Source organism: Streptomyces sp. NPDC090499 (assembly GCF_044769305.1).
Taxonomy (GTDB): domain Bacteria; phylum Actinomycetota; class Actinomycetes; order Streptomycetales; family Streptomycetaceae; genus Streptomyces.
This window is the reverse complement of sequence record NZ_JBIVXP010000024.1, coordinates 81015-99860: the sequence shown is the minus strand read 5'-3', so window position 1 is coordinate 99860 and position 18846 is coordinate 81015. Positions and strand designations below refer to the sequence as shown.

General features: G+C 72.4%; 13 protein-coding genes and 1 pseudogene. 7 read left to right on the top strand and 7 right to left on the bottom strand.

Translation table 11 applies throughout. The features are described 5' to 3' along the window. Positions 1 to 83: 83 nt before the first annotated feature. Positions 84 to 1790 (bottom strand): MFS transporter, encoded by a 1707-nt coding sequence (locus ACIQVL_RS45835; RefSeq protein ID WP_403425317.1) that lies wholly within the window; start codon positions 1788 to 1790, stop codon positions 84 to 86. 326 nt (positions 1791 to 2116) lie between these two features. On the opposite strand from ACIQVL_RS45835, the gene ACIQVL_RS45830 reads away from it, so the two are divergent. From ACIQVL_RS45830 to ACIQVL_RS45820, 3 genes and pseudogenes are all read left to right on the top strand, one after another. Beyond that, positions 2117 to 2473, top strand: a complete 357-nt coding sequence (locus ACIQVL_RS45830; RefSeq protein ID WP_403425315.1) for a hypothetical protein — start codon at positions 2117 to 2119, stop codon at positions 2471 to 2473. A gap of 292 nt (positions 2474 to 2765) precedes the next feature. After that, positions 2766 to 3353 (top strand): hypothetical protein, encoded by a 588-nt coding sequence (locus ACIQVL_RS45825; protein WP_403478512.1) that lies wholly within the window; start codon positions 2766 to 2768, stop codon positions 3351 to 3353. 172 nt (positions 3354 to 3525) lie between these two features. Then, a pseudogene (locus ACIQVL_RS45820) lies at positions 3526 to 3805 on the top strand (MqnA/MqnD/SBP family protein); the annotation flags it as partial. A gap of 153 nt (positions 3806 to 3958) precedes the next feature. On the opposite strand, the gene ACIQVL_RS45815 reads toward ACIQVL_RS45820, so the two are convergent. The 3 genes from ACIQVL_RS45815 to ACIQVL_RS45805 form a co-directional block, all read right to left on the bottom strand. Then, the gene (locus ACIQVL_RS45815) at positions 3959 to 4999 is read right to left on the bottom strand and encodes a LacI family DNA-binding transcriptional regulator (RefSeq protein WP_403425311.1); all 1041 of its coding nucleotides are present in this window, start codon (positions 4997 to 4999) and stop codon (positions 3959 to 3961) included. 83 nt (positions 5000 to 5082) lie between these two features. Beyond that, a complete protein-coding gene (locus tag ACIQVL_RS45810; RefSeq protein ID WP_403478511.1) occupies positions 5083 to 6849 on the bottom strand; it encodes a discoidin domain-containing protein in 1767 nt (588 codons plus the stop codon). An 11-nt stretch (positions 6850 to 6860) separates the two neighbouring features. After that, positions 6861 to 7955, bottom strand: coding sequence for a DUF1996 domain-containing protein (locus ACIQVL_RS45805; protein ID WP_403478510.1), 1095 nt, complete (start codon positions 7953 to 7955; stop codon positions 6861 to 6863). Between the two features lie 539 nt (positions 7956 to 8494). Here ACIQVL_RS45805 and ACIQVL_RS45800 point away from each other — a divergent pair. After that, positions 8495 to 10510 carry an NAD-binding lipoprotein gene (locus tag ACIQVL_RS45800; protein ID WP_403478509.1) on the top strand — a complete coding sequence of 672 codons (2016 nt, stop codon included), beginning with the start codon at positions 8495 to 8497 and terminating at the stop codon, positions 10508 to 10510. 117 nt (positions 10511 to 10627) lie between these two features. Here the strand turns inward: ACIQVL_RS45800 and ACIQVL_RS45795 are convergent, their stop codons facing one another. Further along, the gene (locus tag ACIQVL_RS45795; protein ID WP_403478508.1) at positions 10628 to 11287 is read right to left on the bottom strand and encodes a DUF2993 domain-containing protein; all 660 of its coding nucleotides are present in this window, start codon (positions 11285 to 11287) and stop codon (positions 10628 to 10630) included. Between the two features lie 98 nt (positions 11288 to 11385). Next, entirely contained in the window at positions 11386 to 13656 is a 2271-nt protein-coding gene (locus ACIQVL_RS45790) for an MMPL family transporter (protein ID WP_403478507.1), read from the bottom strand. Between the two features lie 277 nt (positions 13657 to 13933). On the opposite strand from ACIQVL_RS45790, the gene ACIQVL_RS45785 reads away from it, so the two are divergent. Both ACIQVL_RS45785 and ACIQVL_RS45780 read left to right on the top strand, forming a co-directional pair. Then, positions 13934 to 14623, top strand: coding sequence for a response regulator transcription factor (locus ACIQVL_RS45785; protein ID WP_403425299.1), 690 nt, complete (start codon positions 13934 to 13936; stop codon positions 14621 to 14623). Beyond that, on the top strand, positions 14620 to 16035 hold the full coding sequence (locus ACIQVL_RS45780; protein ID WP_403425297.1) for a sensor histidine kinase: 1416 nt from the start codon (positions 14620 to 14622) through the stop codon (positions 16033 to 16035). The genes ACIQVL_RS45785 and ACIQVL_RS45780 overlap by 4 nt, the downstream gene beginning before the upstream one ends. 161 nt (positions 16036 to 16196) lie before the next feature. Here the strand turns inward: ACIQVL_RS45780 and ACIQVL_RS45775 are convergent, their stop codons facing one another. Next, positions 16197 to 17828: a phosphodiester glycosidase family protein gene (locus ACIQVL_RS45775; protein WP_403478506.1), complete on the bottom strand. Its 1632-nt coding sequence runs from the start codon at positions 17826 to 17828 to the stop codon at positions 16197 to 16199. 237 nt (positions 17829 to 18065) lie between these two features. Between ACIQVL_RS45775 and ACIQVL_RS45770 the strand changes: the two genes are divergently transcribed. Beyond that, on the top strand, positions 18066 to 18806 hold the full coding sequence (locus ACIQVL_RS45770; protein ID WP_403425293.1) for an SDR family oxidoreductase: 741 nt from the start codon (positions 18066 to 18068) through the stop codon (positions 18804 to 18806). Positions 18807 to 18846: the final 40 nt, after the last annotated feature.

Below are 18846 nucleotides of genomic sequence, written 5' to 3'. Positions count from 1 at the left end.
GCACGTCCACATCTGAGACTCGCCACGTCACCAGGGACGGCGGGCAGGGGATTCCCGCCCGCCGTCCCGGTGTCCGCGTCCGATCACTCCTTGGCGGCGGCCAGGGCGGTCAGCTCGCGGTTGACGGCGAGTTCGTGTGCCTCGGCGTCCATGCGCGCCCGCTTCGGGCTCCACCGGCCCGCCATCACGAAGACGAAGGGCAGGAAGACCACTTGGCCGCCGACGCAGATCCACCACCAGGTGCGCCACTCGCCGGGCCCGTCCTTCGACGCCTTCTGGACCTTGGCGCCGTACTCCTTGAGCAGCTTCAGCTGCGGCCCCGCCTTCTGTACGACGGCGAGGTCCTGCGCGCCGACCTCCTTGACGGCGCGGGCGCTCAGCGCGGGAGGGGTGGTGGCCGGGGTGTACTTGTCGAGCTCGGCGAAGAGATCCGGATGCGCATCGACGATCGCCAGCGCGGGCGCCGCCTGCGCCGAGGCGGCCTTGACCTCGGCGCCGTGCTCCACGAGCGGGGTCACCGAGGTGACCAGTACCGGGATGAAGGCCGCGGAGACGGCGACCACGATGCGCACCGTCCAGCCCCACACCGCCAGACCCGCCGCGGTGGCCGCCGGGTTGTGCTTCTCCACCGTCTCGGTGAAGCTCGCCATCCAGGGCGCGTAGGCGATGCCGCTGAAGACGCCGATGCCGACGAACAGCCAGGCGAACGTGTAGTAGTCGGTCGTGAGGTGGGTGGCGCGGGTGGCGAAGACCGCGGTCACCACGATGGACCCGACCGCGCCGACGATCATGAAGGGTTTGCGCACCTTCAGCCGGTCCGAGACCAGGCCCACCAGGACCAGGGCGACGGCGTTCGCCGCCCAGTACCAGTTCGCCAGCGCGTTGGTGCGCTGCTCGCTGTAGCCGAAGACGGTCGAGAAGTAGACGACGAAGTTGCCGACCGCCGCGTAGTAGAGCAGCAGGAACACGGCGATGGCGAAGGCCGAGCCCAGCACGTCCAGGCGCATCATCTGCCGCCACTCGCCACGCCGCAGCGCCTCGGTGTCCAGCCCCTTGGCGCGTGCCTCGACCAGGGCCCGGTCCCGCAGCGTCACCATGATCTGGTCCCGCAGCGCCGGGGACAGCTCGCGCAGCGCGACGATCGCGACGACGAAGACGACGAAGCCGGCGATCGCCGAGTAGCGCAGTTCGTCCTGCCAGGTCGCGCTGTCGAGGGTGTTGCTGGTGACGGTGGTGACCACCAGGGAGCCGATGACCGGACCCATCGTCCAGTACCCCATCGCGGTGGCCCGGCCGAGCTGCGGGGAGAAGTCCCTGATCAGCGCGGGGGTGGCGACCAGCACGATGCCCTCGATGAAGCTGACGAGCGCGAAGAGCACCAGGTAGGTCGTCTTGTTCGCCGAGTTCGGCAACCCGAAGCAGACCAGCAGCGCCGCGACCAGCAGCCCGTACACCACCAGATTCGCCCGGCCCCAGCGGTCCGCCAGACCCGCCACGAGCGAGGCGAAGGCCCCGACCGCGTTGCCGATCACCGAGACCCAGATGAAGTAGCGGTACGTCATGCCGAAGTGCGTGATGATCGACGTCGCCACCGCGTACTGGATGTACAGCATGTAGTACAGGACGACAGTGGTGACGACCACGATCGCGAGGTACGCCATGCGGCGGCCGGTGGGCGGGTAGTCCGCCAGTTCACGGCGGTACAGCCGGGCAAGCGGTCCGCGGACGGCCGCGGCGGGCCGATCGGGCGCGGGTCTGTGGGCGTCGGACGGTGTCGTGGCGGCGGACATACGGCTCCTCCCAGGGATACCCGGATTCCGGGCGCTGCGCGTCGGCACGGCTGGGCCCTGCGTCGGCCCGGCTCCGACAGCGTGGCCAGAGGGTAGTACCGACTGGTCGGTACGCCTAGGGGGTCTGCATCGGACATCCAAAACCGTTCGGGATGTCCGCAGTGACCAGAAATGGTTCCAAGACTCACTTCTGCCCACTGATTAGGAACGGTCTGCAATCCCGAAATGCTTTGCCCGGACGATCCGGTCACGTCTACCGTGCCGGTGGTCAGCGCGGGCGTTCACGTACGGCGCCCGCAGGGGGAGGGATCGCCGTGGGTGTCTTCGTGTCCGTCAGGGGTTGGCTGGAGTGCGATGACCGGCAGCTCGCCCAGGTCGGAAGGATCGTCGAAGCGGACGATCCCGACCGCACGTACAGCGGCGGCTGGACCTTTCCGCCGCGGCAGTACAACGCCGCCAACTGGGCCTTCTTCGGGGCCCGTATGCGCGCCCAGTCCGTCGACTGGTTCCTGGAGCGGCTGCGGAGCCTGGCGTGCATTCCGGCCTCCGACGAGGACAACGACCTGGTCCGCGGCCTGTTCATCGTCGGCCACGAGGTCGACGGCATGAGCGAGTGGCAGGTCCGCGACGGCACCGTGGTGATCCAGGCCGTGAGCGGGGCGTACGGCTTCCTGGACGAATAGGGCGCCGGGTCCGTGTGCAGGCGTCGGCGCGAGGGGGTGTCGTCAAACGACGGGCACCTTGCACACACGTTTCCGCCGCTGGGCCAAGGACGGCACTTTTGCACGGATGCTCAGGAAGGCGCATGCCGGGGCCGATGCCGCAGGTGAAATCGGCTGGCCAAGGGCCGTCCCGTAATGATCAAGAGCCCCGTTCGCGGACACACGAGCTGGGAGTGGCGACCGTCCACCGCACCGGGGGGTGCGTCATAGGGTTCGGGGCGCGGAGGTGCGGTCGGCGGAGGGGGAACAGCGGATGGCGAGACTGTACGAGATCTGGCAGCGGGCGGAGGTGTCGCGCCGGCTCGATGTGTTGTCGGGCTTCATCGCGATGTGCGTGGCGGGGGACGACGGCGGGCGGAGCCGTCTCGCCCAGCTGGTTGCGGACGCGGACGCGGCCCTGTCCGCCTTGCCGCCGGATTTGGTGGTCGCCTGGGAGCACCTGGACGAACTCGTCCGGTGGGCTGACACGGAGTGGGCTGATCACCCCTACCGTCCCGTCGAAGCCCGGCCGGACGAGGCCGACCGGCAGACGCGTGACTACGCCAAGGATCTCCGGCACGCCGCACTCCCCGTCGGCGTCCGGGACGAGATGGGCGGCATCGAACTCAGTCTCGAAGTGCGGTTCCTGGCCTTGTGCCGTCAACCGGGGTTGGACTGCCGGACCCGACAGGACATCTTCTATGTGGCCGGACGCGCCGCGATGGCCCTCGACCTCGGGCACATGGAAGCGGCCGAGCGCGAGATCCGGCGCATGGAGCAGGTGGGTTCAGTGGAGCAACGGGAGAACCGCTGCGGCACCCAGTCACTTCAGTCCTCACGGTTTCACGGTCAAAGAGAGTAGAAGCAGAGCACGGGTCCCAGGCAGACGACTCCGATGCCGCTCCGCATCGCAACGTGCTTCGGCTTTCGCGGGTAGGTCTGGTCTGTGCGTGCAGTGTGCCGGATCGTCAGGGCAGCGATGAAGCAGAAGAACGCGACGACGATGAACCCTGTGCCGATGAACCCTCAACCGCCTGCCGATCTGCCGGGGACTGGCCCGCACCGAACCTTGCTCGACATGGAGTCGACCAAGGACACTCCGGACCGGCTGAGCCGTCTGCTGGTCGACGGGACCCTGGGTATCGGTCCGATCGCCTGCATGGAGTACCTCAGACATGCCAACACTTGGTGCTGCTCCCGGACATCGCGGTGGGCAGCGACGGTGCGGTGACCTCCTGCCTGATTGTCAGCCAGGTCCCACTGCGCGAGTTGGACGGACGCCGGGTCGTGCCAGATGCCGTTTGTGCCACAACGGCCCTACCCCGGCGACGAGTTCACCGGTCACCGGCGGCGACAGCCCGGTGACCCGGTACTCCGCCACGGCCAACGCACGCGCCCCGGCCCGCACCATGCACAGTTCGACGAGCGACCCGGACGCCGGGCCACGGCCAACCGTGCGCGAGGTCGTCAGGCCGAGTCGCGCACCACGAGTTCCGGGTCGAAGACGACCGACGTCGCGGCGGTGCGTGCGCCGTGGATGTGCTCGTCGAGCAGGCGGGCCATCTCGGCCGCCATCTCCTCGACCGGCTGGCGGACCGTGGTCAGCCGGGGCCGGCAGGTCTCGGCGATGGGGGAGTCGTCGAAGCCGACGACCGCGACGTCCTCGGGCACCCGGCGTCCCTGCTCCCGTACGACCTGGCAGGCGCCCTGCGCCATGAGGTCGTTCGCGGCGAACACGCCGTCCGTGTCCGGGTGCCGGGCCAGCAGGTCCGACATGGCCGCGAGACCGCTGTCCAGGGTGAACCCGCCCTCGGCGACCGGGACGTAGGGGTGGCCGTGGCGGGCGAGAGTGTCACGGAAGCCCGCGAGCCGCTCCTGGCTCGCCTCCACGTCCAGCGGCCCGCAGACCGTGGCGGGACGGCGGCAGCCGCGCGCGAGGAGGTGCTCCGCCGCGAGGCGCCCGCCGTCCCGGTGCGCCAGGTCCACGTAGCTGAGCGGGACCGGACGGGAGGGGCGGGCGAAGAGCACCGCGGGAAGCCGGGCGTCGGCGAGCAGGGCCGGCAGCGGGTCGTCCGCGTGGGTGGAGACCACGAGGGCGCCGTCGGCGCGGCCCTGACGCAGATAGGTCACCACCTCCTCGCGCGCCGCGGCGGACTCGGCGAACATCAGGACGGGGTGCATCGAACGCGGGCGCAGGAACCCGACGATCCCGCTGACGACCCGTCCGAAGAAGGGATCCGCGAACACCGACGTGGCGAAGGCGTTCTGGCCGGCGTCCGTGGTGTCTCCGGCCCCGGACACCACCAGGGCGACGGTCTCGGCCCGCCGGATCACCAGGGAACGGGCGGCCCGGTTCGGCGCGTAACCCGTCCGCTCGATGGCTCCGCGGACCAGCTCCTGTATCTCGGGATCCACGTTGCGGATGCCGTTGACGACCCGGGACACGGTCGCCCGGGAGACACCGGCCTCCCGGGCGACGTCCTCCAGCGTCGGGGCCCGTCTGCTCATGCAGGCACCCTAACGGACCTGCGAATCCGGCAGTAGAGCGCTCTCCCGGAGCGGGGTCCGCCGCTCCGGGAGAGACGCGTCCGTCAGGCGTAGACGCCGAACTCGTACAGCGAGTAGCCCCAACCGGTGCCCCGCGCCGTGCCGTTGACGCGGACGTAGCGGCCGGTCCCGGTGACGTCGAAGTCGTCGATCCCGCCGTTGCCGTCGGTCACGGTGTGCACGGTCTGCCAGTTCTGGCCGTCGTCGGAGGTCTGGATGGTGTACGCCTTCGCGTACGAGGCCTCCCAGGACAGCTGCACGTGCCGGAACGCGGTACGGGTGCCGAGGTCGACCTGGAGCCACTGCGGGTCGCTCCAGTCACTGGCCCAGCGCGTGGCCTGGTTGCCGTCGACCGCGTTGGCCGCCGTGCACGGGCAGTCACCGTAACTCGCCTGGTACGACGAGGCGGTGGCGGGTTTGCCGCGTGCCACGTCGGTGCCGGACGGCACCGGCGGGACGACCCGGATCGAACGGGTCTCGACACCGACGTTGCCGTGCCCGTCCGTCGCCTTGACGTAGACCTTCCAGACGCCAGGACGGTCGGGCGCGGTGAGCCTCAGGCGGCCGCCGCCGAGGTCGGTGAAGGGCAGCGAGGCCAGGTTCTTGCTCTGGTCGATGTACATGCTGTTGTCGAGGACCTCGTAGGAGATCCGGTCGCCGTCGGGGTCGGTCGCCTGCACGCCCAGGACGAGGTCCCGTCCGGCCTGCACCTGGCCCGCGCCGCCCTCCACGGTCAGGCCGGAGATGACGGGCGGGGTGTTGTCGTGGCTGGTGTCACCGCCGTAGGCCCTCTTCACGGCGTAGTACGACAGGCGCTTCTGTCCTGCGGGCAGCAGGTTGAACCAGATGCCGCCGAAGTCGTACTCGGTGCCGTAGTGGAACATCGTGGCGCCCAGGGCGACCCCCTGGTGCCCGGTGACGCAGCCCCAGGCCCGGCTGTAGCCGTCGGCCTTGGCCTGGTCGGAGGGCTCCAGCGGGACGCCGTTGGCGTCGTCGGGAACCTCCCACTCGCCGGCCGGCCCGGTCTCGGTGACGATGTAGGGCTTGGTGTAACCCCCTTGCTGCCAGGCGGCCTTGACGTCGCAGACCGCGTTGTAGGAGTTGACGGCGTACAGGTCGAGGTCGGGTGCGTTCTTCCTGAAGTACGGCCAGGCGCCGACCCAGGCGTCGGTGGACGTGACCGGGTGGTTCGGGTCGATGGCGTGGATCTTCTTGGTGATGTCGTTGACGAGGGTGGTGTAGGCGTCGCGCTGCCTCTCCAACTCGTCACCGCTGTAGCAGTTCTGGAGGCCGAGGACGGACTCGTTGCCGACGTCCCACATGAGGACACCGGGGTTGTCCTTGTAGGTCTGGACCCACTGGGGGAACTCGTCGAGCACCTGGTTCTTGTAGGCGGTGTCCGTCAGGTAGTTGACGCAGCCGCCGCTGCCCGGACCGCCGCCCGGCTGGAGCCAGAAGCCCGCGATCACCTTGACGCCGTGCGCGGCCGCCGAGTCGAACAGCGGTTTGCTGGTGGCGTCGGTGCCCCAGGTGCGGATCGTGTTGACGCCCATGGACGCGAGGTCCGGCAGGTACCTCTCGGCGTCCGCGACGCTCGGGCCCCAGGTCAGGCCCTTGATCTGGTACGGCTGCCCGTCCACCGTCAGTTGCCAGGCGCCCTGGCTGCCGGTGACCTTGACGACGCTGCCCGCGGCGTGCGCCTGGGCCGCGGGCAGCGCGGCGAGGATTCCGGCGGCCAGCACGCCTGCGGCCAGGGGTGCCGCGACGCGGCGGGTGCGGGAACGGCTACGGGTGCGGGGGCGTGGGGTCATGCGCGAACTCCTCACGGCAGTCGGTAGTTCACGTCGAGCGCTGCGCCCGCTTCCGGGTGGGTCTCGTCGTAGCCGCGCGCGTCGCACTGGAGCCCGCCCACGATGCAGTGGTCGACCAGCGCCTTGAGGGTGCGGTCGTCCCAGGCGTTGAAGAAGTCGTAGTGGAAGCTGTGGCCCGTCCCGCTGGAGAGCCGCACCTTCGACATGTCGCCGTTGACGGGGAAGGCCATCTTGAACTCGATCATCGGCAGGGCCACCGGGTGGTCGGCCGGGCAGATGTTGTCGTTCGTGCCGGGCTTGACCACGGGATAGGCCATGTGGCTCTTGTGGTCGGGGGTGTCGAGGTACATGCCGTCCCAGCAACTGGGCGCCTGGAAGCGGATGTTGAGCTGGACGTCCGCACGGCTGGGGCAGGTCGCGGGGAACTCGGTGTTGAAGTAGCTGTCACCGCACTCCCAGCCCTCGACAAAGCCGGGGTGGTTGCGGAACTCGTCGGCGCTCTGCACGGGGTTGCCGACGACGAAGCGCAGGCCCTTGGGGAAGGGCCGGACGCTGGTGTAGTCGGTGACGCCGGCCTTGTAGTAGACGACCTGCGGGCCGACGGGCAGGATCTGCTGGTCGCCGTTGTACAGGGTGGGCATCCAGTAGCCGGACAGGTCGCCGGGAGCCTTGCACGTGGTGCCGCCGGCCGACAGCGAGGCGGTCGTGCTGTACGCGTCGGTCGTCGTGTTGCCCAGGAAGGTGTGGTCGTGGGACTTGCCCGGCTGCTGCGGGTAGACGATGGGGTCGTCCGGCCGGGTGTGGGTGACCGAGCAGTTGGCCTGGAACTCGTGGAAATAGCGGTGCGGCGGGTCCTGGGTGGACGGCGTCACGCCGGTGACCGGCGGGTTAGCCGGGATGTAGCCGTCGCCGTCCGGATCCTCCGGGGAGGTGACCGTGGACGCGGCCATCGCGTGACCGGAGTGGGTGGCCGCGAACGACCGCGCGGCGGCGCTGTGCGGTGCGGGCAGCCCGGCGCTGACGGCGATGCCGCCGAGGCCGAGCGAGGTGAGCAGGAGCGCGCCGGTGATCAGCGTGGCTGACAGGCCTTTCGATCTCCGTGGCATGGAGACCTCCTCCTGAACGGTGGGGGTGACAGGGGCCGTCGCCGGGCGTCCCCATGACGAGACGTCAGACGGGCTGACGCGAGGGGCGCCGGGAAACGTTCGGGAGAGCGCTCTCCCGCCGAGGAGTGTTGAGGGCATGTCATCGAGGTGTCAAGGGATCCGGCAGAAGCGGGTCCGGAAAGATTTCAACTCCCGGAGGCTTGCCGAACGTTGGAACTCATTAGTTAAATCAAGTCATGAACTAAGCATTGCTGCCGCTCCCTTGACCTGTTCTCCCAACTGCCGCAGTGCCATGCGGACTTGCTCCTCCGCGTATCCCTCGACGCACAGGCGCTCGGCGGATGGGCGCTCGCCCTCGGCTCCGGGATGCGCGTCGCCCCGGCCGAGGACGACCCCGACCGCACCCGCCCCGGGTTTGAGCCGCCCCACGCTGCCCGAAAGTGTGAAGGTCCCGGTCGGACGGCGTGTCACGGTGTCCCCGCCCGGCACGCTTCGACTCTCGGAGGCGTGCGCGGAGCGCAGGAGACCAGGGGGCAGATGTGGGCCGAGGGCAGGAGCGGACTCCGTTACGGCACCGGGTGCGGTACCTGTTCGACAGGACACTCGCCCGCAGCACGGGAACGCTGCTCGGCTGGCTCGCCGCATGCTGTCTGGCCGTCGTCGTCCCCGTCAGCACCCTGCTGGTGTGGACCGATCCCGATGCGCCGCACTCCTTCTCCGGCCGCCTCGCCCAGGTGTGGCGCACCAGCGCGGAGACCCTGCGGCTCGGGGCGGTGACGGGCGCGCCGACGCGGATGCTGCTGTCCGTCCTGCTCGGCCTGATCGCCCTGCTGTGCGTGTCGACCGTCGTCGGAGTCGTCACCACGGGCCTCGGCGAACAGCTCACCGAGCTGCGGCGCGGCCGTTCCCGGGTGCTGGAGCGCGACCACGACGTGGTCCTCGGCTGGAACGACCAGATCGTCACCGTGATCCGCGAACTGATCGCCGGACGGGCCGGCGGCGGACGGCATGTGATCACCGTGCTCGCCGACCGGGACCCGGCCCAGACGGAGACGGCGCTCACGGCCGCCCTGGGTGCCGCCCACGGCGCCCGGCTGGTCTGCCGCAGCGGCAACCTCACCGACCCCGACGACCTGGCACTGGTCACACCGGCCGCGGCCAGGGCGGTGGTGGTGCTGCCCGCCGAGGACGCCCACGGCGACCCGACGACCGTACGGACACTGCTGGCGCTGCGCACCCTGCTGGCCGACGGACCCGGGCCGCGGGTGGTGGCAGCGGTGCACGACGGCCGCTGTCTGCCCGCCGCACGGCTGGCCGTCGGGCCGCGCGGCACCGTCCTGGAAACCGACCGGACCGCCGCACGGCTGCTCGTCCAGTCGGCGCGACGCCCGGGGATGCCCGCGGTCCTGCGCGACCTCCTCGACTTCTCCGGGGCCGAGTTCCATGTGACCGACATGCCGGAGGCGGTCGGACTGACCTTCGAGGAGGTGGCCCTCCGCCTTGAGGCGTCCTGCGCCGTCGGGCTGCTGCGGGACGGCCGGCCCTTGCTCACCCCGGCGGCCCGAACCGTTCTGGAACCGGGCGACCGGCTCGTCACCGTCGCCCACGACGACCGGGCCACCCCGCTGCCGGACCGCTGGGCGGCGGTCGACACGACGGCCGTCGCCCCGCCCGGAACCGTGCCCGAACCGCCCTCCCGGCTCCTGCTGCTGGGCTGGAACCGGCGCGCGCCGATGATCGTGGACACCCTGTCGCGAACCGCCGGGCCGGGCTCCTCGCTCGACATCGTCACGGACCCGGGTACCGACCTCGGACGCGCCCTCCCGCGACAGGAAGCCCCCGGCCCCGGACCCGGAGCCGCCGCCCCGGCGCTCGCCGTCACGCACCACACCCTCGACCTGGCCGCCCCCGAGGCCCTGCACGGCCTCGAACTCTCCGCCTACGACAGCGTGATCGCCCTCGGCGAGGACCACGGGACCTCGCCCGATGGCTCCGACTCCCCGACCCTCCTCGCCCTGCTGACCCTGCGCTCATGGGAGGAACGGACGGGCCGGGTGCTGCCGGTGGTGGCGGAGTTGCACGACCGCCGCAGCGGCAGGGTCGCCCCGCTCGGCCATACCTCCGACATCGTCGTCCGAGGGGAACTCACCGCCCTGGTCATGGCCCAGATCGCGCACGCCCCCGAACTCGCGGCCGTGTTCGAGGAGATCTTCACGGTGCGCGGCGGAGCGCTCGCCCTGTACAGCGCCGACCACTACGTACTGCCGGGCCGCGAGGCCGCGTTCGCCACGGTGGCCGCGGCGGCACTGGCACGCGGCGAGTGCGCGATCGGCTATCACGCGCACACACCGCGGGCGGCCCGCCGGTACGGAGCCGTCCGGCTGTCTCCGGCAAAGTCCGAACGGCGGGTGTGGCAGGCCGAGGACGAGGTGCTGGTGCTCACGGCGGGACCGGGCCGGCCCGGCGGCGCCGGCCCCGGGCAGCGGGTCCTGCCCGGCCCGGGACGGCAGCGCTCCGAGCCCGGCGGACCGGGCGAGGAAGCGGGCCTGCGCTGAGCGGCGGACTCCGTTCGACGTCCCGGGGCGTCCGGACACCGATCGCGGCGGCGACGCCCGAGGCGGGCGATCGGCCTTTTCCGCCGAGCTGGTCTCCCGTCCGAACTTCACGTCACGTCAGTTCGCGGTCCGGCCGAACCTCACGTCGTCGGCCCGGACCGTGCCCACCAGCCCCGCCGAGGTGACGTCCAGTGCCGTCACCTTCACCGGCCCCGGGGCGGGCTGCCGCGCGGACTGCTCGCGCAACGCCTCCTCGATCGCGCCGACGACTCCGGCGGGCGCCGGCTGCCCCAGGACACGGGCGTCCACGAGCCCGAACGCCGCCCACCCGTCCCGGAGAAGCGGCCGGACCGTGACCGTTCCCAGGCCGCCGTGCACCGAGAGGACGAGGGTGCCGTGCGCCGGATCGGTGCTCACCCCCGAGACGGCCAGCCCCTGCGCGCCCTGTCCCAGGGACCGCGCGAGGGCGTCGGCAGACACCGTGATCCGGCCGCGCAGCCGTCCGACGCGCGGCGTGCCGCGCACGTCCACGTCCGTCAGCCGGAGGTCCACCGCGGCCCCGGTGAGCCGGCCGAGCCGCGCGTCCTCGCCCGTGACCGTCATCCGGTCGAACCGGCCCCGGGCCAGACCCAGCAGCGCGGACCCGCCGAGATGCACCTGGTTGACGCCGATCCGGGCCCGCAACCGGCCGGAGAGCCGCTCGCCGACCAGTCCGCGCACGACGAGTTCGGCGGTTCCGGCGAGCAGCACCACCAGGACCACGGCGGCCGCTGTCACCCGTCGGGCGCGCCGACGCCGACGTGGCGCGGGCACGGAGGTCCGTCCGGCCGGCGTGCCACGGACGGTCGGCGAGGCCGCTCCGGCCGGTCGGGCCCTCACCGGCCCACCGGGCGCGAGGACACGGCCGGCTCCGCGGGGTCCGCCGGCCCGTGCGCAATCCCGGAGCCCTCCGGGTCCAGGCGCGGCAGCATCCGGTCAAGCCACCGCGGGATCCACCAGTTGGCCTCGCCGAGCAGGTACATGGCGGCGGGCACCAGCAACAGCCGTACCACCGTGGCGTCCAGGACCACGCTGACGCCCAGCCCCAGCGCCAGCATCTTGATGACGACGCTGGTCGACAGCAGGAAGGCGAGGAACACACTGGTCATGATCAGGGCGGCGCAGGTGATGACCCGCGCCGTGCCGGCCAGCCCGACGGCCACACTGCGGTGGTTGTCGCGCGTCTCCAGCCAGGTCTCCCGCACCCGGGACAGCAGGAAGATCTCGTAGTCCATCGAGAGCCCGAAGACGATCGCGAACATCATCATCGGCACGTACGACTCCACCGGCACGGTCTCGTCGATGCCGAACAGCTTCGCGCCCCAGCCCCATTGGAAGACCGCGACCACCACCCCGAACGACGCGGTGATCGACAGCAGGTTCAGCACCGCGGCCTTGAGCGCCACCAGCGGACTGCGGAACACCGCCAGCAGCAGCACGAACGCCGCCGCGACCACCACGCCGACGACCACCGGCAGCCGGTCGGCCAGGATGTCCCGGAAGTCCTGCTGGGCGGCGGTGGTGCCGGTCAGATAGCCGGTCGCGCCCTTGGCGGAGAGGACACCGGGCAGCACGTCGTCCTGCAGCCGGTGCACCAGGCCGGTGGTCGCCCGCTCCTGCGGCCCGCTGACCGGCGTGACCGTCGAGACGAGCAGCGCGCCGTCCCGGGTGGGCGTCGGCCGCGTGGCGGAGGCGACCCCGGGGGTACCGGTGAGCGCGTCGCGCAGGCTGTCGGCGAGCGCGTCCCGCTCCGCGCCCGTCGTGGCGTGGTCCTTGTCGAGGGTGACGACGACGGTCAGCGGCCCGTTCGTGCCCGGCCCGAACCCCTTGGCGACCAGGTCGTAGGCGCGGCGCTCCGTGTACGACGCCGGTGAGGCACCCGCGTCGACGTGTCCGAGCCGCAGCGACGCCGCGGGTACCCCCAGCACACCGAGCAGCACGAGGCCCAGCAGCAGGAACGTCCAGGGGCGCCGACGGACCGTCGCGGCCCAGCGGTGCCAGATGTCACCACGGTCGTCGGGCTCGTCCACCGGGGTGCGGACGTGCCAGCGGTCGATGCGACGCCCGGCCAGTCCCAGCAGCGCGGGGGTCAGGGTGAGCGCGGCCAGGGCGCCGACCAGCACGGTGGTGCCGGCGGCCACACCGAGCATGCCGATGAAGTCGACCCCGGAGGCGAACAGCCCGGCGAGCGCCGCGGTCACGGTGAGTGCGGCCACCAGCACGGCCCGCCCGCTGGTGGCCACGGTCCGCGCGGCCGCCGCCACGGGATCCCCGGCGGAGTGCAGCAGCTTGCGGTGCCGGGTGACGAGGAACAGCGAGTAGTCAAGGCCGACACCCAGGCCCATCATCGTCGCCAGCGTCGGAGAGGCCGCCGCGAACGAGTACCGGGCCGCGAGCAGCCCGAGGGCGCTCAGCCCGGCCAGCAGCCCGATGACCGCGGTGAGCAGCGGGAAACCGGCCGCCGCCAGACTGCCGAAACCCAGCAGCAGCACCAGCACGGCCGTGCCGATGCCGATGGCCTCCGACGCGCGGTCGGCCGCCGCCGGGCGGGCCAGCTGGCCGAGCGGCCCGCCGTACTCCACGGTGACGTCGTCGGCGCGCAGCGCGCGCACGGCGCCGTCCACCCGGTCGACGTACGATTTCTCGAACTGGGCGGGATTCTCCCGGAACCTGAGGGTGTAGTAGCCGGTACGGCCGTCGGCCGCGACCGCGCCCGCCGTGTCGAGCGGGTTCGCCACCGAGATCACCTCGGGCAGCGCGGTCAGCCGTTCCCCGGTCGCCGTGAGGGCGTCGCGGTGTGCGGTGAGCGGTCCGTCGTCCGAGCGGACGACGATCTGCGCGGCGACTCCCCGCGAGGCCACCGCGCCATGGGTGTTCAGCAGGTCGGAACCGGTCCGGGACGGGGTGCCGGACAGGTCGAAGTCGTCGGCGTACGAGCCGCCCCAGGCATGGTCGGCGGCCACTGCGGCGAGCAGCACGAGGAGCCACACGCAGATCACCCGCCAGGGGCGGGACGCGCAGGCACGGCCCACGCCGTACAGCAGTCCGCGCCAGGGTGGGCCGGTGTCCTTCAGGGGTGCCACGCTGGGCCGGCCGGAGAGTCGCATGCCTTCTTCCCGAGGTCGAGGAAGGGGAGGGCCACCCGCGACCGGGCGCAGGACGGCGCACGACGCCCCCGCACCCGGCGCGGGCAGGCCGCCCCGGAGTCCGGCCCCGATCATGTCCCGGAGGGCACGAGGGGACCATCGGTGTTGTGTTAGGGGACTGTTAGGCCGCCCCGTCGGACAGGGCCGGGACGCGGACATGCCGTCCGCGCTGCTTAGGATCACCGCAGGCCCACCGGCACGCGGGGGCCGGACATCCGAGCGGCGGACGGAGGCGGGCGTGAACACCGGGAACGGACTGGTGCTGATCGTCGAGGACGACCGGAACATCGCCTCCCTCCAGGAGCTGTACCTGGCCCGCAACGGCTTCGGCACCCACGTCGAGACCGACGGCCTGCGCGGCCTGGACGCCGTCGCCCGCCTTCGCCCGGTGGCGATCGTGCTGGACGTGGCGCTGCCCGGACTGGACGGCGTGAGCTTCTGCCGGCGGCTGCGGGAACGCGACGACTGGACCCCCGTCCTGATGGTCACCGCGCGCGCCGACGAGTCCGACCGCATCCTCGGCCTGGAACTCGGCGCCGACGACTACATCACGAAGCCCTTCTCCCCGGGCGAACTCGTCGCCAGGGTCAACACCGTGCTGCGCCGCAGCCGTTGGGCACCCGGCGGCCGTATCCACGCGGTCGGCGGCCTGCGCGTCGACACGGCCCGGCGCACCGTGCACCGGGACGGCGCGGAGATCGAGCTGACCGCGACCGAGTTCAACCTGCTCGTCCACCTCCTCGACCGGCGCGGTCGCGTCTTCACCCGGCGCGAGCTGCTGGCCCAGGTGTGGGGCGAGGAGTCGTCGTACCGCGATCCGCGCGTGGTCGACGTCTACGTGTCCCAGCTGCGCGGCAAACTCGGCGACGCGAGCCCCATCCGCACCGTGCGCGGGGTCGGGTACGGCGCCACGGACCCGGCCGGATGACCGGGTCCCGTGCCACCGGCCGGCCGCGCCGGCGCACCGGGCTCGCCGGCGAACTCGTGCTGCTGGCCGGTGCCGTGACCACGGTGGCCGTCCTGCTGACCGGACTGGTCGCCTGGCACACGGTGCGGGGTACCGCCGAGGCCCAGGAACGCGACCAGCTCGCCCGGCAGGCCAAGGTGCTCAGCCGGGTGCCCGCCCTGTCGGCACTCCTGTACGAGGGGGAGCAGCGGATCGCCGGCGCGAACGGCGTCGAGATCGCCGTCCTGGACGCGGCGGGTGTCGTCCGCGGCCCGGCGGCCCCGGCGCTGGACACCGCGCAGCGTGACGTCCTGCTCTCCGGCAGGACCCTGTCGTCGACCGGGCAGCTCCGGGGCACCGAAGTGCTCGTCGAGGGCATCCCGGCCCGCAAGGGCGGAGCCGTCGTCCTCACCCGACCACTCACCGACGTGGACTCCGCGGCCGCCCGGATGCGCCGTGACCTGCTGCTTCCACTCGGCGCCGGGCTGGCCGGCGCGGTCGCGGCCGGCGTACTGCTGGCCCGGCGGCTCGCCCGTCCGCTCGGGCACGCCGTGGACGTCGCCGCCCGGCTCGCCGCGGGGGAACGGGGCGTGGCCGACCCAGGTCCGGCCGCCGCGTGCGGCCCGGCCGAGGCGGTCGAACTGGGCCAGGCCCTCGGCGTCCTCGACACCGCACTGGCGGACGGCGAACGCCGGCAGCGGGACTTCCTGCTGTCCGTCTCCCACGAGATCCGCACTCCGCTGACCAGCGTCCTCGGCTACGCGGAAGCCCTCGCCGACGATGTCGTACCGGCCGAGCGGCTGCCCGAGGTGGGCCGCATCCTGCACGCCGAGGCCCGGCGCCTCGACCGCTTCCTCGCCGACCTCCTCGACCTGGCAGCCCTCGAAACCGACGACTTCCGGCTCGACGTGGCGGACACCGACCTCGACGCGCTCGTCCGCGAGGCCGCGACGGCCTGGCGGGAGCGGTGCGCCCGGCACGGCGTCGACTTCCGGCTGGAGCACCCCGGCCGCCCCGTGCCGGTGCGCACCGACGGCTTCCGGGTCCGGCAGCTGACGGACTGCCTGCTCGGCAACGCCCTGCGGCTCACCCCGGCGGGTGCTCCCGTCGTGCTTGCCGTACGGCCCGGGGACGACGGTGCGGTGGAGGTCGAGGTGCGCGACGGAGGCCCCGGCCTGACGGAGGACGACCTGGCGGTCGCGTTCGAACGCGGCGCGCTCCACGAGCGGTACCGGGGGCTGCGCCCGGTCGGCACCGGCCTCGGCCTCGCCATCGCACACCGTCTGGCCGTCCGGCTCAATGGCACCCTGACCGTCCGGGCCCGGGGCCCGGAGGGCGGCGCCGTGTTCGCCCTCCGGCTGCCGCCGGCCGGGGACACGACGCCCGACCCGTAGCCCCGGACACCAGTACGGTTTCGTGATCAGGATGGCATTGCCTTCCCGGAGGCCGCATGCCAGGACCCTGCCGAACTGGTCAGGACGGCGTGTGAGCCCCCGGGAGAACGCGGGTGCACGGCGCGCCGGCACCGGATTGCCGGGGCGCCGTGCGCGGGTGGTCAGTCCCGTCCGGCGTGCGGCAGGACCTGGACCGTGTCGCCGACGGCCCGCTCGCCGGTGGCGTCGGATGTGACGTTGACGAGGCTGCCGTCGACGGCCATGGCGGTGGAGCCGCCGCCGTCGAGGTTGAGCGCCTGGACCGCGCCCAGTGAACGCATGAACCGGGCGGCCTCGGCGAGCGTGAAGCCCTCGCTGACACCGGGCTGCCGGCCGTCGACGGTGACGAGGAGCAGCCGCCCGTGACCGTCGACGCCGGCCAGGGTGCGCGGCTGGCGCACGTTGGACCAGGCGAACCCGAAGGAGAGGTCGAGCGGGTCGAGCGTGCCCTCGGCGGTGGCGTCGATGTGGACGCGGCCGTCCTCGACCAGGGTGGGGGCCGCGCTGACGACGCTGTCGTCGGGGCCGAGCCGGACCTGCCTGCCCGAGGCGTCCCGGACCGTCTCCCGCAACTCCAGCCGGCTGCCCGTCGCGGCGTGTCCGGTGAGCCAGGCGGCTGCGGCTCCGGTGCCCTGGAGGACCGAGCCGCCGGCGGGCACGGAGCCGCCGCGGTCGCCCTGGGAGACGACGGCACCGTGCCGGTCGAGGACCACCTGGACACCGGGGCCGGTCGGCAGGGGCGCCCCGAACTCGGAGGCGAACTTCACCAGGTCGTCCGCGAGCGAGCAGGTGAGGTCCTGGCGGGGGAGTTCGGTGGGTACGGTGCCGGGGCGGCCGCAGTTGCGCACCTTGCCCGGGACCCGGTTGACGCCCTGCACCGCGTGCACGGAGGAACCGGAACGGACGGTCACGGTGGTGGACAGGTCCGCGACCCGGACGTGCCGTCCGCCGTCGGCGAGGATCAGCGCGGCCCGGGATCCGGCCGCCATGGACTGCAACTCGCCGCGCACCACGGACAGTCCGGCCGAGGTGCCCTGGACGCCGTCCGCGTCGGAGGTGACGAAGAATCCCCCGTTGACGCCGACCAGGGAGCCCAGGCGGGCGGCCACCGTCGAGGTCTTCTCGCGGTCGGCGGCGTCCCCGCCGTCGCTCACCTCGACCGTGCCGTGCAGCCGGGCCGGGTCGACGACGGCGACGTGGATGCGTTCCGCGTCGGCGGGCCGGCGTCCGTCGTAGCCCGTCCACTCGACTGAGGTACGGAACCCGGCGGCCGACATCGCCGAGCCCAGCGTCCCCGCCTCGGCCTGCGTGGCGTACTCGCCGGCCCTGACCTGCCAGCCCATCGTGCCGTGCGGCGTGTCCGCGTACCGGTCCCAGGCCACCCGCTCCACGCGCGGCGCGAACCCGGCGGCCCGCAACTGCCCGGCGGTGGCGTCGGCCCAGTCACGGTCACCCAGCGGGGCCCAGGTGGCGGCACCCGTGAGGCGGTTGACGGCCGGAGCCTGGACGGTGACCGTCCACACACCGGCGGCCCGCGGGTCGGCGAGCACCCCGGTACGGACCTCGACCCCGGGCGCCACGTACCGGGTGGTCCACGCGACGGCATCCGCCGCTGCGTCCCCGGTCCACGTGCTCGCGCCCGCCGGCGGAACGAACGCGACCAGGGCCAGCACGGTCCCCAGCACGAACCCCCGTCCCGCCCTCCGGCGCCCACCCCGTACCGCGTACCCGAACGTCCCGGCTCTGACGGACATGTCTCTCCTGACGTACGACTCGGCGTGCGCGGCGCCACCCGTCCCACCCGCACCGCCCCGCCATCCCAGGCCGACGCCAAGACCCCTGCGTGAAGCGGCGGACACCTGGTGGAGAAGCCTGTACGACATCCGGACCGGGACTCGGGCCGAGACTTGGCCCGAGATATGGACGCGCAGTTCATTTCATGGTTATATGAACGTGTCGTTCATATCGACGCATCTGAAGAGGAGACCCCCATGAGCACCCCCACCACCGACCGTGTCGCACTGGTCACCGGAGGGTCGGGCGGCATCGGCCGCGTCGCGGCCGAACGGCTCGCCCGGGACGGTTTCGCGGTCGCCGTGCAGTACGCGGGCAACAAGGCCCGTGCCGAGGACACCGTGGCCGCGATCACCGCCGCCGGCGGCAGGGCCCTGGCAGTGGGCGGCGACGTCGCCGACGAGAGCGCGATGAGCGCGGCCTTCGACACGGTCGAGTCGGCCTTCGGCGGCATCGACGTGGTCGTGAACACCGCCGGCATCATGATCCTGGCCCCGATCGCGACGTTCGACCTCGCCGACCTGGACCGGATGCACCGCACGAACATCCGCGGCACCTTCGTCGTCTCCCAGCAGGCGGCACGCAGGGTCCGCCCGGGTGGCGCCATCGTCAACGTCTCGACCTCGGTGGTCCGCACCCAGCTGCCGGGCTACGGCGCCTACGTCGCCAGCAAGGCCGCGGTCGAGGGCCTGACCCTCATCCTCGCCCGTGAGCTGCGCGGGCGGGACATCACCGTCAACGCCGTCGCGCCCGGCCCCACCGCCACACCGCTGTTCCTGGACGGCAAGGACGACGCCACCATCGCGAACTTCGCCAAGGTGACCCCGCTGGAGCGGCTCGGCGAGCCCGGGGACATCGCCGAGGTCGTCTCGTTCCTGGCCGGTCCCGCCCGCTGGGTCAACGGACAGGTCCTCTACGCCAACGGCGGACTCGCCTGACCCCGCCGCACACGCACTGCACCGCCCCGCCCCAGCACCG

Bases quoted from the DNA above. Each gene is read 5' to 3' on its own strand.
- ACIQVL_RS45815 (WP_403425311.1), bottom strand. From the start codon at position 4,999: ATGAGCAGACGGGCCCCGACGCTGGAGGACGTCGCCCGGGAGGCCGGT.
- ACIQVL_RS45810 (WP_403478511.1), bottom strand. From the start codon at position 6,849: ATGACCCCACGCCCCCGCACCCGTAGCCGTTCCCGCACCCGCCGCGTC.
- ACIQVL_RS45775 (WP_403478506.1), bottom strand. From the start codon at position 17,828: ATGTCCGTCAGAGCCGGGACGTTCGGGTACGCGGTACGGGGTGGGCGC.
- ACIQVL_RS45790 (WP_403478507.1), bottom strand. From the start codon at position 13,656: ATGCGACTCTCCGGCCGGCCCAGCGTGGCACCCCTGAAGGACACCGGC.
- ACIQVL_RS45780 (WP_403425297.1), top strand. From the start codon at position 14,620: ATGACCGGGTCCCGTGCCACCGGCCGGCCGCGCCGGCGCACCGGGCTC.
- ACIQVL_RS45770 (WP_403425293.1), top strand. From the start codon at position 18,066: ATGAGCACCCCCACCACCGACCGTGTCGCACTGGTCACCGGAGGGTCG.
- ACIQVL_RS45835 (WP_403425317.1), bottom strand. From the start codon at position 1,790: ATGTCCGCCGCCACGACACCGTCCGACGCCCACAGACCCGCGCCCGAT.
- ACIQVL_RS45825 (WP_403478512.1), top strand. From the start codon at position 2,766: ATGGCGAGACTGTACGAGATCTGGCAGCGGGCGGAGGTGTCGCGCCGG.
- ACIQVL_RS45805 (WP_403478510.1), bottom strand. From the start codon at position 7,955: ATGCCACGGAGATCGAAAGGCCTGTCAGCCACGCTGATCACCGGCGCG.